This is a genomic window from Geodermatophilus sp. SYSU D01119 (assembly GCF_054049975.1).
In genome coordinates this window covers 33,692-47,247 of record NZ_JBJGYL010000033.1, presented here as the reverse complement: position 1 = coordinate 47,247, position 13,556 = coordinate 33,692, and the positions used below count along the sequence as shown (strand labels likewise).

Annotated in this window: 10 protein-coding genes; 8 read left to right on the top strand and 2 right to left on the bottom strand. The window is 76.5% G+C overall.

What is annotated here, in order from left to right; genetic code table 11:
* Window positions 1–128 precede the first annotated feature (128 nt).
* The gene (locus ACI79X_RS20505; RefSeq protein ID WP_457027264.1) at window positions 129–1,040 is read left to right on the top strand and encodes a TIGR01777 family oxidoreductase; all 912 of its coding nucleotides are present in this window, start codon (window positions 129–131) and stop codon (window positions 1,038–1,040) included.
* A 5-nt stretch (window positions 1,041–1,045) separates the two neighbouring features.
* Here ACI79X_RS20505 and ACI79X_RS20500 read toward each other — a convergent pair whose 3' ends face one another.
* Entirely contained in the window at window positions 1,046–2,731 is a 1,686-nt protein-coding gene (locus tag ACI79X_RS20500; protein ID WP_457027263.1) for a serine/threonine-protein kinase, read from the bottom strand.
* 119 nt (window positions 2,732–2,850) lie between these two features.
* On the opposite strand from ACI79X_RS20500, the gene ACI79X_RS20495 reads away from it, so the two are divergent.
* Genes ACI79X_RS20495 through ACI79X_RS20480 form a run of 4 tightly spaced genes read left to right on the top strand, consistent with a single transcriptional unit; the run spans window position 2,851 to window position 5,900 of the window.
* A complete protein-coding gene (locus ACI79X_RS20495; RefSeq protein ID WP_457027262.1) occupies window positions 2,851–4,095 on the top strand; it encodes an NAD(P)/FAD-dependent oxidoreductase in 1,245 nt (414 codons plus the stop codon).
* Window positions 4,095–4,829 carry a Type 1 glutamine amidotransferase-like domain-containing protein gene (locus tag ACI79X_RS20490; RefSeq protein WP_457027261.1) on the top strand — a complete coding sequence of 245 codons (735 nt, stop codon included), beginning with the start codon at window positions 4,095–4,097 and terminating at the stop codon, window positions 4,827–4,829. Before ACI79X_RS20495 ends, ACI79X_RS20490 begins: the two co-directional genes overlap by 1 nt.
* Window positions 4,830–4,851: 22 nt before the next feature.
* Entirely contained in the window at window positions 4,852–5,511 is a 660-nt protein-coding gene (lipB, locus tag ACI79X_RS20485) for a lipoyl(octanoyl) transferase LipB (protein ID WP_457027260.1), read from the top strand.
* 5 nt (window positions 5,512–5,516) lie between these two features.
* Window positions 5,517–5,900 (top strand): PPOX class F420-dependent oxidoreductase, encoded by a 384-nt coding sequence (locus ACI79X_RS20480; protein WP_457027259.1) that lies wholly within the window; start codon window positions 5,517–5,519, stop codon window positions 5,898–5,900.
* Window positions 5,901–5,927: 27 nt separating this feature from the next.
* Here ACI79X_RS20480 and leuS read toward each other — a convergent pair whose 3' ends face one another.
* Window positions 5,928–8,843 carry a leucine--tRNA ligase gene (leuS, locus tag ACI79X_RS20475; RefSeq protein WP_457027258.1) on the bottom strand — a complete coding sequence of 972 codons (2,916 nt, stop codon included), beginning with the start codon at window positions 8,841–8,843 and terminating at the stop codon, window positions 5,928–5,930.
* 216 nt (window positions 8,844–9,059) lie between these two features.
* Between leuS and ACI79X_RS20470 the strand changes: the two genes are divergently transcribed.
* From ACI79X_RS20470 to lipA, 3 genes are all read left to right on the top strand, one after another.
* Window positions 9,060–11,336: a putative bifunctional diguanylate cyclase/phosphodiesterase gene (locus ACI79X_RS20470; protein WP_457027257.1), complete on the top strand. Its 2,277-nt coding sequence runs from the start codon at window positions 9,060–9,062 to the stop codon at window positions 11,334–11,336.
* A 77-nt stretch (window positions 11,337–11,413) separates the two neighbouring features.
* Window positions 11,414–12,484, top strand: a complete 1,071-nt coding sequence (locus ACI79X_RS20465) for a hypothetical protein (RefSeq protein WP_457027256.1) — start codon at window positions 11,414–11,416, stop codon at window positions 12,482–12,484.
* An 84-nt stretch (window positions 12,485–12,568) separates the two neighbouring features.
* Window positions 12,569–13,543, top strand: coding sequence for a lipoyl synthase (gene lipA, locus ACI79X_RS20460; RefSeq protein WP_457027255.1), 975 nt, complete (start codon window positions 12,569–12,571; stop codon window positions 13,541–13,543).
* The last annotated feature ends 13 nt before the right edge of the window (window positions 13,544–13,556 follow it).

The following is a 13,556-nucleotide window of genomic DNA, read 5'->3' as shown; positions in this document are numbered from 1 at the left end:
GCGCCCCCCCCCCCCCCCCCCCCCCCCCCCCCCCCCCCCCCCCCCCCCCCCCCCCCCCCCCCCCCCCCCCCCCCCCCCCCCCCCCCCCCCCCCCCCCCGCTTCCGTGCCAGGGGGGACGAGGAGCGTCATGAAGATCGCTGTCACCGGGGCCTCCGGCCTCATCGGGTCGGCGCTGGTCCCCGCCCTGCGCGAGGACGGCCACGAGGTGATCCGGCTGGTCCGGCGCACCCCGCGCACGGCCGACGAGCACCGCTGGGACCCCCAGCACCGGCGCATCGACCCCGCGCTGCTGGCCGACGTCGACGCCGTGGTGAACCTGGCCGGCACCCCCATCCGGCCGCGCCCGTTCACCGCCTCCTACAAGCGGGACCTGCTCGCCAGCCGGGTCGACAGCACCACCACCATCAGCGAGGCGCTGGCCACCGCGTCCGCCGCGGACCCCTCCCGGCCGCGCGTGCTGCTGTCGGCATCGGCGGTCGGCTACTACGGCGACACCGGTGACCGCGTCACCGACGAGCAGGCCCCGCCGGGTGAGGACTTCCTGGCCCACGTCTGCGTCGAGTGGGAGGCCGCCACCCGGCCGGCCGCGGACGCCGGCGTGCGGGTGGTGACCCTGCGGACCGGGCTGGTCATCGACCGCGGCGCGATGCTCGTGAAGATCCTCGGCACCGTGTTCCGCCTCGGCCTGGGCGGCCGGATGGGCTCGGGCCGGCAGTACTGGCCCTGGGTCGGCCTCGCCGACGAGATCGCCGCCATCCGGTTCCTGCTCACCGCCGACGGCGTCCGCGGGCCGGTGAACCTGACCGGGCCCGAGCCCGTGCCCAACGCCGTCTTCGTCCGGGAGCTGGCCGCCGCCGTCCGCCGGCCCGCCGTCCTGCCGGTGCCGGCCTTCGCGATCCGCGCCGGCCTGGGTGAGTTCGGCCGGTCGAGCGTGCTCGCCGGGCAGCGCGCGGTCCCGGCCGCGCTCCAGGCAGCCGGGTACCGCTTCACGCACGACACGCTGTCCTCGGCCCTGCGGGAGGCGCTGGCGCGACGCTGACCGGCTCACGCCAGCCGCCCCGCCGAGCCGATCCGCCAGCCGTCCGGGCCGGGCACCAGCACCATCGACACCGCCACGGGCGCCCGGCCGGGCTCCGTGCGCAGGGCCGGGCCGTCGGGGTCGGCGGCGGACACCACCGTGTAGGCCGGCCAGGAGTCGACCAGGTCGACCCGGACCTGCCCGTCCGCGGTGGGCGCCGCGGCCGCCTCGACCTCCGTGACGGCCGGCCGGAAGTCGCGCAGGAGCTCGCCGGCCGAGGCCAGCGCGTCGAGGAAGGCACGGTCGGTGGCCAGGAGCGGGCTGTCGGCGGTGTAGACGCCGTCGAGCAGGGATGCGTCCCCGGTGGTGAAGGCCTCGGCGCGGCGGTCGTAGAGGGCGCCGAGGACGGCGGTCCAGTCGGTCTCTCCCGCGGGATCCGGAGCGGAGCCCGGAGCGGGAGCCGGGACGGGCTCCGGAGCGGGGAGGACGGGCTCGGGGAAGACCGGAGCGGGTGTCGGGTACCCCGCGTCCGGCGGGGATGCCGGGGCCGCCGGGCCGGTCCGCGGGGTGGTCCCGGTGGCGGTCCCCGCGGCGGTGGCGGTCCCCGCCGCCTCAGCCGGAACCCGTGCGGCGCCCGGGCCCGACCGCGACCACAGCAGGCCGCCCCAGACGGCGACGGCGACGAGCAGCGCCGTCCCGGCGGCGACCGCCCCGCGGCGGAGCAGGGCCCGCGAGGGCAGTCGCGGGCGGCGCGCGGGCGGCGGCACCTCCCGCGGCGCGGGACGGCGGTGCCGACCGGGCACCTGGTGGGTGAGCTCCGTGCGCGGGCCCCGGCCGGGGTCGGCGAGGTCGGCGTCCGGCATGCCGGCCGCAGGGAGCCGGACGGCCTCGGGCCGGCAGGCGTGCCGGAGGTCGAGGGCGAACGCGGCGGCCGAGCCCCGGGCGTGCGGATCGGCCGACAGGCCCCGGGCGACCACCTCGAGGAGCCCGGGCGGGCACCCGGGCGCCAGGGCGGCGAGGTCGGGCAGCTCCCCCACTGCCGCCAGGGCCAGGGTGTCGGCGGGAGTGGCGGCGTTCCACGGCGGTACCCCGGTGAGCGCGTGGAAGGCGGCCGCCGCCACGCCGAAGACGTCGGAGGCCGGGCCCGGCGCGGCCCCGCGGGCGACCGCCGGGTCGACGTAGGCCGGGGTGACCTCACCGGCCGCCTCCTCGCCGAGCACCCGGGCCACGCCGAGGTCGGTGAGCACCGGACGCCCCTCCGCGGTGAAGACGACGTTGCCCGGCGAGAGGTCGCCGTGCACGACGCCCTCCTCGTGCGCTCGGGCGAGCGCCGCCGCGACCGGCGCCAGCGCGGTGACGACCTCCCCGGGCCGCAAGCGGCCCCGGCGGGCGAGCAGCGCGGCCAGGCTGCCGCCCTCCAGCAGGTCGAGGACGAGCGCCACCCGCGCCGGACCGCCGCGGCGGGGCTGGTGCACCACCTCGTGCAGCCGGACCAGGTGCGGGTGGTCGAGCGCCCCGAGCAGGGCGGCCTCGCGCGCCTGCCGGGCGGCGTCGCCGGCCACCAGGACCTTGACCGCCACCGGCGGGCCGCCACCACGCGGGCGGGCGCGCCAGACCTCGCCCGAGCCGCCCCGGCCGAGCAGGCGGTCGAGCAGGTAGCCGGGCACGACGGGCGGTAGCGGGCACTCGTCGTCATCGGGAGGCGCGGACACGGCCGGGACGGTAGGTCCCGCCGCGCTCCGCCCGCTCCGGCCGTCCACAGGCCGGGGAGCCGTCCACAGCCCGGCCGCCCGACGGGTGTGGCGGTCGTCCTGCGCCTAGGTTCGGGGCCATGCCGCTCCCCGCCCGTGCCGAGGTCGTCGTGGTCGGTGCGGGGCTCGCCGGCCTGTCGGTGGCCACCCGGCTGGCCGCGGCCGGCGTCGACGTGCACGTGCTGGAGGCCGCCGCGCACGCCGGTGGCCGCCTGGCCACCGAGCAGGTCGACGGGTTCGTCGTCGACCGCGGGTTCCAGGTGTTCAACACCGGCTATCCGCGCGCCGCCGACCTCGACCTGCCCGCCCTCGACCTCGGCTACTTCGTGCCCGGCGCCGTCGTCCGGGTCGACGGGTCGGCGCACCGGGTGGCCGATCCGCGGCGCCGGCCGGGCGCGGCGCTCGACACGCTGCGGGCACCGATCGGGTCGCTGCCGCAGAAGGCGGCCATCGCCGCGTTCTCCGCGCGGGCCGGCTACTGGCCGGTCCGCCGGCTGCTCGGCGCCCGGGAGACCACGGCGGCCGAGCACCTGCGGCAGGCGGGCGTCGGCACCGCGGCGCTGGAGCGCTTCTTCGGCCCGTTCCTCGCCGGCGTGCTGCTCGAGGACCGGCTGGAGACCTCCAGCCGCTACCTCGACCTGCTGTGGCGCAGCTTCGCCCGCGGCGGCACCGGCCTGCCCGCGGCCGGCATCCAGGCGATCGGCGAGCAGCTCGCGGGCCGGGTGGGCGCCGGCCGCGTGCACACCGGGGTCCGGGTCGAGGCGGTCACCGGGACCAGCGTCACCAGCGACGCCGGTCCCGTGCGGGCCGACGCCGTCGTGGTGGCCACCGATCCCGGCACCGCCGCCGGCCTGGTCCCCGCCGTCGAGGCCTCCGCGCCCCGCCAGGTGACCACGCACTACCACGTGCTGCCGTCCTCGCCGTGGATAGAGCCGCTCATCGTCCTGGGCACCCCGGGCGGGCAGCTGGTCAACAGCGTGGTGCTCAGCGACGCGCAGCCGGCCTACTCCCCCGACGGGCGGGCGCTGGTCGCGAGCAACAGCCTGGCCCCCACCCGGGAGGCCGACGTGCGCGACGAGGTGGCCCGGCTGCACGACGTCGCCGCGGCCGACCTCGAGCACCTGACCACCGTGACGGTGACCGGCGCCCAGCCCGCCGCCCTGCCCCCGTTGCGTCACCTCCGGCCGGTCGACCTCGGCGGCGGGCTGTACGTCTGCGGCGACCACCGCGACACCCCGTCGATCCAGGGCGCCATGGCCAGCGGCCGGCGCACCGCCGCCGCGGTCCTGCGGGCGCTGCGCCCGGGCACCGCCGGAGCCGCCTGATGCCCGCCACCGCCCCGACGATCCTGGCCACCAGCATCGGCTTCGACTCCCGCGGCCGGGGCCCCTCCGACTGGGCGCCCGGTCCGGTGTTCGACCTCGCCGCCGAACTCGCCGGCGCGCCCGGGCAGCCGCGGCTGTGCTGGCTCGGCACCGCCACCGGCGACGACCCGGCGCGGCTGGCCGGTGTGTACGGCGCCTTCGCCGGCAGCCGGGTGCGGGTCAGCCACCTGAGCCTGTTCCCGATGCCCACGGTCGCCGACGTGCGGGCGCACCTGCTGGCCCAGGACGTCGTCTGGGTGGGCGGGGGCAGCGTCGCGAACCTGCTCGCCGTGTGGCGGGTGCACGGCCTCGACGAGGTGTTCCGCGAGGTGTGGGAGGCGGGCGTCGTGCTGGGCGGGGTGTCGGCGGGTTCGCTGTGCTGGCACGTCGGGGGCACCACCGACTCCTTCGGCCCCGACCTGCGCCCCGTGACGAACGGCCTCGGGCTGATCCCCACGTCCAACGGCGTCCACTACGACTCCGAGGAGCAGCGCCGGCCGCTGTACCACCGGCTGGTCGCCGACGGCACGCTCCCCGCGGGGCACGCCACGGACGACGGCGTCGGCCTGGTCTACCGCGGCACCGAACTGGCGGAGGCGGTCGCCGACCGGCCCGGGAAGGCCGCCTACCGGGTGGAGCGGGGGCCCGACGGCGGCGCCGTCGAGACCCGGCTCGAGCCGCGCCGGCTGCGGTGACCGCGGGCATAGGCTGGGAGCCGTGACCGAACTGCGCGTCGTCCGGGCCGGCACCGTCCCCTACGAGGAGGCGTGGGCGCGCCAGCGCGAGATCCACGCCGCCCGCGTGGCCGGGGAGGGCCCCGACACGCTGCTGCTCCTCGAGCACCCGTCGGTCTACACCGCCGGCCGGCGCACCGAGCCGCACGAGCGCCCGCTCGACGGCACCCCGGTGGTCGACGTCGACCGCGGCGGCAAGATCACCTGGCACGGGCCGGGTCAGCTGGTCGGCTACCCGATCGTGGCGCTGCCCGACCCGGTCGACGTCGTCGCGCACGTGCGGCGCCTCGAGGACGCGCTGATGGAGGTCTGCGCGGGCCTCGGCGTGACCACGCAGCGGGTCGAGGGGCGCAGCGGCGTCTGGGTCGCCGCCGACCCGCCGGGTCCGGACAGCCGGTTCCGCCCCGAGCGCAAGATCGCCGCGATCGGCGTCCGGGTGGCCCGCGGCGTGACCATGCACGGCTTCGCGCTCAACTGCGACCCCGACCTGGGCGCGTTCGGCGCGATCGTCCCGTGCGGCATCGCCGACGCGGGCGTCACGTCGCTGACCGCGGAGCTCGGCCGCGACGTCCCCGTCGCCGAGGTGATCGACGCCGTCGAGGACGCGGTGCGCCGCGTGCTCACCCTCACCCCGGCCGTCTGACGCCCGTGGCCGGCCTGCCGCACAGCGAGTACGTCAGCCTCACCACGTTCCGCCGCTCCGGTGACCCGGTGGCCACGCCGGTGTGGGCCGCCCCCGACGGCGACACGCTCGTCGTCTGGACCCGCGCGGAGTCCGGCAAGGTCAAGCGGCTGCGGCACACCGCCCGGGTCACCGTGGCGCCCTGCGACGTCCGCGGCCGCCTCCTCGGCGAACCGGTCGAGGCCACCGCCGTCCTCATGCCGCCCCACGAGTGGCGGCAGGCGCGGGCCGCCCTCGCCCGCCGCTACGGCTGGCGGTGGCGGATCTCCTACACCAGCTCGCGGCTGTGGCAGCGGCTCACCCGCCCGGACACCCAGCGCCACGCCATGATCCGCATCCGTCCCGCCTGAGCCGACGGCCCAGGCCGGACGGCGGGGTCAGCCGACGACGAAGTTGACCAGCCGGCCCGGGACGGCGATCACGCGCCGCACCGTCTTGCCGGCCAGCTGCGCGGCCACCCGCTCGTCGGCGCGTGCCGCCGCCTCCAGCGCCGCGGCGTCGGCGTCGGCCGGCACATCCACCTGGGCCCGCACCTTGCCGTTGACCTGCACCGCCACCTGCACGGTGTCCTCGGCCAGCCAGCGCTCGTCGGCCACCGGGAACGGCGCCCACGCCACGGACCCGGTGTGCCCCAGGCGCGCCCACAGCTCCTCGGCCAGGTGCGGGGCCAGCGGGGCCACCAGCAGCACCAGCGGCTCGGCCACCTCCCGCGGCACCGGGGACTCCGCGCCGTAGGCCGCGGTCAGCGCGTTGGTCAGCTCCGCGATCCGGGCGATGGCGACGTTGAACCGCAGCGTGGCCATGCCGTCGCGCACGCCGGCGATGGCCCTGTGCAGCGCCCGCAGCTCGTCGTCACCGGGAGCCACGTCCGCGGCCCGGACGGCGCCGGTCTGCTCGTCGACCACGACGCGCCAGATCCGCTGCAGCAGCCGCTGCGAGCCGACGACGGCCTTGGTGTCCCACGGCCGCGACTGCTCCAGCGGGCCGGTCGACATCTCGTACACGCGGAAGGTGTCGGCCCCGTAGGCGCCGATCATCTCGTCGGGCGTGACCATGTTCTTCAGGGACTTGCCGATCTTCCCGTACTCGCGGTTGACCGGCTTGCCCTCGTAGAGGAAGCGCCCGTCCTCCTCCACCACGTCGGCGGCGGGCACGTAGAAGCCGCGCTCGTCGGTGTAGGCGTAGGCCGAGATGTAGCCCTGGTTGACCAGCCGGCGGAACGGCTCCTCGCTCGACACGTAGCCCAGGTCGTGCAGCACCTTGTGCCAGAACCGCGCGTACAGCAGGTGCAGGACCGCGTGCTCCATGCCGCCGACGTAGAGGTCCACGCCGCCGACGTCGCCGGGCGACCGCGGGCCCATCCAGTAGCGCTCCAGCTCCGGGTCGACCATCTGGGTGTCGTCACCCGGGTCGATGTAGCGCAGGTAGTACCAGCACGAGCCCGCCCAGTTGGGCATCGTGTTGGTCTCGCGGCGGTAGGGCTTGAGCCCGTCGCCCAGGTCCAGCTCGACGGTCGTCCACTCGGCCACCCGCGACAGCGGCGGCTCGGGCGCGGAGTCGGCGTCGTCGTCGGCGAAGGTCTTGGGCGAGTAGTCGTCGACCTCGGGCAGCAGCACCGGCAGCAGGGACTCCGGGACCGCGCGCGGCAGGCCGTCGGCGTCGTAGACGATCGGGAACGGCTCGCCCCAGTAGCGCTGCCGGCTGAACAGCCAGTCACGCAGCTTGTAGGTGGTCGTCGCCTCGCCGTGGCCCGCGGCCACCAGCCACTCCGTCATCCGCGCGATGGCGGCGGCCTTGTCGGTCAGCCCGTCCAGCGACACCTGCTCGTTCGACGAGTTGATCATCGGCCCGCTGCCGGTGTACGCGCCGCCGTCGAAGTCGGCGGGCGGCTGCACGGTGCGCACGACGGGCAGGCCGAACGCCTCGGCGAACTCCCAGTCGCGGGTGTCCTCGCCGGGGACGGCCATGATCGCGCCGGTCCCGTAGCCGGTCAGCACGTAGTCGGCGATGAACACCGGCAGCTCCCGGCCGTTCACCGGGTTGACGGCGGTGACGCCCAGCCAGACCCCGGTCTTCTCCCGGCTCTCGTTCTGCCGGTCCAGCTCCGAGCGCCGCGAGGCCTGTCGCTGGTACTCGCGGACCGCCTCGGCCGGGGTGGCCGCGCCGCCGGTCCACCGCGGGTCGGTGCCGTCGGGCCACGCGCCGGCGGTCAGCGTCTCGACCAGCGGGTGCTCGGGCGCCAGCACCATGTAGGTGGCGCCGAACAGGGTGTCGGGGCGGGTGGTGAACACCTCGACCGTCTCGGCTGAGCCGTCCGCCCGCCCCGCCGCCCCGACGGCGAAACGGATGCGGGCACCGGTCGAGCGGCCGATCCAGTTGCGCTGCATCTGCTTGACCGAGTCCGACCAGTCCAGCCGGTCCAGGTCGGCCAGCAGCCGCTCGGCGTAGGCGGTGATCCGCATCATCCACTGGGTCAGCGGGCGCCGGAACACCGGGAAGTTGCCGCGCTCGGAGCGCCCGTCGGGCGTGACCTCCTCGTTGGACAGCACGGTGCCCAGGCCCGGGCACCAGTTCACCGGCGCCTCGTGCCGGTAGGCCAGCCGGTGCGCGTCGACGACCTGCCGCTTCTCGACGTCGGACAGCTCCGCCCACGGCCGGCCCGACGGGTTGGTGCCCGGCGCGGGCGAGCGGGTGCCGGCGTCCAGCTCGGCGACCAGCTCCTCCACCGGGCGGGCCTTCCCGGCCTCCTCGTCGAACCAGGCGCCGAAGATCCTCAGGAAGATCCACTGCGTCCACCGGTAGTAGCCGGGGTCGATCGTGGCGAAGGTGCGGCGCTCGTCGTGGTCGACGCCCAGCCGGCGCAGCTGCGCCCGGATCGCCGCGATGTTGGCCTCGGTGGTGATCCGCGGGTGCTGCCCGGTCTGCACCGCGTACTGCTCGGCGGGCAGGCCGAAGGCGTCGTAGCCCATCGGGTGCAGCACGTTGTCGCCGTCCATGCGGCGGAACCGGCTGGTGACGTCGGTGCCCAGGTAGCCCAGGGGGTGCCCGACGTGCAGGCCCGCACCCGAGGGGTACGGGAACATGTCCATGATGAAGGTCTTGGGCCGGCCGGCGACCCGGTCGAAGCCCTCCGACAGGCGGCCCGTCGGGTTGGGCGTGTGGAAGGTGCCCTCGGCCTCCCACCGGTCCTGCCACTCCAGCTCGATCCGCTGCGCCAGCGCGGGCGTGTAGCGGTGCGGCGGGACGCCCTCGTCCGCAGGCTCGGTGGTGGGCTGGCTCGCCGTCTGGCTCATCGCGGTGCTCCCGGGGTCATCCGTCGGCGGACATGAAAAAACCCCTCACGCAGGAGGGGTCGCCGTGCTGACTGGTGGATCAGGTCAGCACGGCCGGAGAAGCAGGCGCCCGCCGGTCACCTCCCCAGCCTAGCGCGAGGCCGCGACTCACCCGGAGGGGTCGGACCGGAGGCCTCCCGGGTGCATGTCGGCGGGGTACCCGCCGATGGAGTCCTCGTGCGCTCGAACGCGGCCTCCCCCCGGCGTACCGGGACCGATCCCCGCGACCTCCTGCTGGTGGTCGCGGCCCTCGGCGTGACCGCGTTCTCGACCGGCGTGGGCCCGCGGCCGGGCGGAGCGGTGTGGGACGTCGTCTACGACGTCGTGCTCTACCACGTCGCCTGGGTCGCGGCGGGTCTCGCCTGCTGGCTGACCGCCCCGCGCGCGCCGCGCGAGGCCCTCGGCTGGCGCGCCATCGGCACCACGCTGCTGCTGGCCAGCGTCGGCAACATCGCCCGCATCATCGAGACCGGCCAGGCGGGGACGACGCCGTCGGTGGTCGGCGACACCTGCGTGACGGTGGCCTACGCCTTCCTCTACGTGGCGCTCTTCGTCTTCATCCGCGCCCGCGTGAGCCGCTTCCTCCCGAGCATGTGGCTCGACGGCGTCATCGGCGCCCTCGGCACGGGCGCCGTCGGCATCGGTTTCCTGCTCGGCCCCTACCTCACCGGCGCCGGCACGGTCTCCTACCTGCAGCTGGCCTGGCCCGCCGCCGACGTCCTGCTCCTCGCCCTGCTCACCGGGGTCGGCGCCATCCTCGGCGTTCACCTGGACCGCACGCTGCTGCTGGTCAGCGCGTCGGTCGCCCTCATCTGCGTCGCCGACGTCGGGCTGTTCCTGCTCAGCGTCGCCGGCCGCTACTCCGACGGCGGGCCGCTGGAGCTGGTCTGGCTGGCCGGCGTGCTGTGCGCCGGGGTCGCCGCCCAGCGCACCACCGGCGACCCCGAGCCGCGCGAGGAGGGGGCCGGCGTCCGGATCTCCTGGCGGCTGGTCGCGCTGCCGCTGGCCGGCGCGCTGGCCGCGCTCGCCGTGCTCGCCGCCGGCTACGGCGACCACCTGCCCTCGAGCGCCGGCTGGCTGGCCGTCGGCTGCGTGCTCGCCGTCCTGGGCCGGACGGCGGTCACCTTCCGCGAGGTCCGTTCCTTCGCCTCCGCGCGCCAGGAGGCCCGCACCGACGAGCTGACCGGCCTGCCCAACCGCCGGGCCCTGCTCGAGACCGCGCGCACGGTGGTCGCCACGGCGACCACCGCGCACCCGGCCGCGCTGCTGCTGCTCGACCTCGACGGCTTCAAGGAGGTCAACGACAGCCTCGGCCACGGCGCCGGCGACCAGCTGCTGGGCCAGGTCGGCCCGCGGCTGACCCCGGCGCTGCGCCCCGGCGAGGTGCTCGCCCGCCTCGGCGGCGACGAGTTCGCCGTCCTGCTGCCCGACACCGACCTCGACGGCGCCGCCGAGCGCGCCGGCATCGTGCACGACCTGCTGCGCCAGCCGTTCGTCGTCGACGGCATCCGGCTGCACGTCGGCGTGAGCGTCGGCGTCTCCACCGCCCCGGTGCCCGCCGACGACGTCCAGGAGCTGCTGCGCTGCGCCGACGTCGCCATGTACGCGGCGAAGACCGAGCGCACCGGCGTGCACGTCTACGTGCCCGACCCGCACAGCGGCTCCGGCGAGCGGCTGCGCACGATGGAGGAGCTGCGCACCGCGCTGGTCGAGGACCAGCTCGACGTCCACCTGCAGCCGCAGGTCGCCATGGACGACGGCCGGGTGGTCGGCGTCGAGGCGCTGCTGCGCTGGCACCACCCCGAGCGCGGGCTCGTCGGCCCCGGCGTCGTGCTGCCGGCCGCGGAGCAGGCGGGGCTCATGCGCCCGCTCACCGACACCGTGCTGGAGCGCTCCCTCGACGCGGTCGCCCGCTGGTGGGGCGAGCACCGGGTGCCGGTGTCGGTGAACCTGTCGGCGGCCAACGTCGCCGACCTCGACCTGCCCGGCAAGGTCGCCGCGAAGCTGGCCCGCCGCGGGCTGCCGCCGACGGCGCTCACCCTCGAGCTGGTCGAGGACACCCTCATGGCCGACCCCGAGCGCGGCCGCACCGTGCTCGGCGAGCTGCGCCGCCTCGGCGTGCGCACCTCGATCGACGACTACGGCACCGGCTACAGCTCGCTGGCCTACCTGCGCCGGCTGCCGGCCGACGAGCTCAAGCTCGACCGCAGCCTCACCGCCGACGTCGACGTCGACGAGCGCGCGGCGGCGATCGTGCGGCACACCGTCGCCCTCGCCCACGACCTCGGCCTGACGCTGGTCGCCGAGGGCGTCGAGGACGCGGCCACCGCCCGGCGGCTCGCGGCACTGGGCTGTGACGTCGCGCAGGGCTACGCCGTCGCCCGGCCGATGCCCGTCGGGGACCTGCTGGTCTGGCTCGCCGCCGACCGGGCGCCGCTCACCGCGGCCCCCTGAGCGGCGCCGCCCCGGGGTGTGCCGATCCGGCCGAGCGTGCAGGATGGCCGGAGTCGATCAACCCGGAGGTGCGATCCGTGTTCCGCTCCCAGTCCCACGGCCAGGTCATCGGGGCCGAGCTGCAGGAGGGCCTGAACCACCTCGGCGCCGCCGTCACCGAGGCCGGCCGGGCCGCCGCGGAGCAGCTGGGCCCCCGCGTGGAGGCCGCTCGCGAGGCCGCCGGCCCCGTCCTCGACGCCGCCCGCGAGGCCGTCGCCCCGAAGGTGGCCGCGGCCGTCGCCGCCGCCACCCCCGCCGTCGACGCGCTCGTCGACGCGCTGACCCCCCGCGTGGAGGCCGCCCGCGACGCGGCCACCCCCGCGCTGGAGCTCGCGCGCGAGCGGGTCGACGCCGCCGTCGACGCGCTCACCCCGCGCGTCGTGGCCGCCCGCGAGTCGGCGGGGCCGGCGGTGACCTCGGCGCTGGCCGCCGCGGGCGCCGCTGCCGCCAGGGCCGCCGCCGACCTCGGGCCCCGGCTCGAGGCCGCGCAGACCGCCACCCGCACGGCGCTGGCCGCCGAGGTGGCGCCCCGCGTGGCCGCGGCCCGCGACACCGTCGTCCCCGCGCTGGGCAGCGCCCGCGACACCGTCGTCGCCGGGGTGGGCACCGCGCTCGGCGAGCTCGAGCAGAGGCGGGCCGAGCTCGTGGGCGGCACCGCGAAGGCGGCGGGGAAGACGAAGAGGAAGTCCGCGAAGAAGGTCGCGCAGGCGAGGCGATCCGTGGGTAGTGACACGGGGTCGCGCCGCTGGCCGTGGGTGCTCCTGGCCCTCGCCGTCGGTGCGGCGACGTTCTCCTTCCTGCGCCGCAGGAAGCAGGACCCGTGGACGCCGGCCCCGGCCGGTGACGGGCCCGTGCCGAGCTACCGAGAGGACCCCGTGCCCAGCGCACCGAGCAACGACCAGTCCGGCAAGACCGTCTCCGACGCGATGTTCGTCGCCGGCGACTCCGCCCCCGCCGAGGACGACATGGGCATCCGTGACGCCCAGAACGTGGGGGGCGACGACAACTCGGGTGCCACCGACCCGACCGAGACGGCTCCCGAGCCGTTCACCAGCGGCGGCAACACCCAGGAGGGCCCGACCGCCGGCCCCGCCGCCGGGATGGCCTGACGCCGCACGCGACACCCGCGACCGCCCCCGCCGCCTCCCCCGAGGCCGCGGGGGCGGTCCGCGTCCGGGGGTACCGTGGGGATCATGAGCGAGACGGCGACGACCAGCACCCCCGACTCGTCCCGGATCGGTCCCGCCGGCCGCAAGCTGCTGCGCCTCGAGGTGCGCAACAGCCAGGTGCCGATCGAGCGCAAGCCCGAGTGGATCAAGACCCGCCTCAAGACCGGGCCGGAGTACACCGAGCTGAAGTCGCTGGTCCGCCGCGAGGGCCTGCACACGGTCTGCGAAGAGGCCGGCTGCCCCAACATCTACGAGTGCTGGGAGGACCGGGAGGCCACCTTCCTCATCGGCGGTGACCAGTGCACCCGGCGCTGCGACTTCTGCCAGATCGACACCGGCAAGCCCGCCGACTTCGACGCCGACGAGCCCCGCCGCGTCGCCGAGAGCGTCGCCACGATGCAGCTCCGCTACGCCACCGTCACCGGCGTCGCCCGCGACGACCTGCCCGACGGCGGCGCGTGGCTCTACGCCGAGACCGTGCGGCAGATCCACGCCGCGGTCCCCGGCTGCGGCGTCGAGCTGCTCATCCCCGACTTCAACGCCGACCCCGCCCAGCTGGCCGAGGTGTTCTCCTCCCGGCCGGAGGTGCTCGCGCACAACGTCGAGACCGTGCCGCGGATCTTCAAGCGCATCCGCCCCGGCTTCCGCTTCGAGCGCTCGCTCGCCGTCATCACCGCTGCCCGGGAGGCCGGGCTGGTCACCAAGTCCAACCTCATCCTCGGCATGGGCGAGGAGCCGCACGAGGTCGTCGAGACCATGCGCGCGCTGCACGAGGCCGGCTGCGACCTGCTGACCATCACCCAGTACCTGCGCCCCTCGCCCCGGCACCACCCCGTCGTCCGCTGGGTCAAGCCCGACGAGTTCGTCGGCTTCCAGCAGCAGGCGGAGGAGATCGGCTTCCCGGGCGTGCTCGCCGGGCCGCTCGTGCGCAGCTCCTACCGGGCCGGCCGGCTCTACCAGCAGGCCGTCGAGGCCCGCGGTCTGACCCCTCGGGGCTGATTCCCGCCGTCCC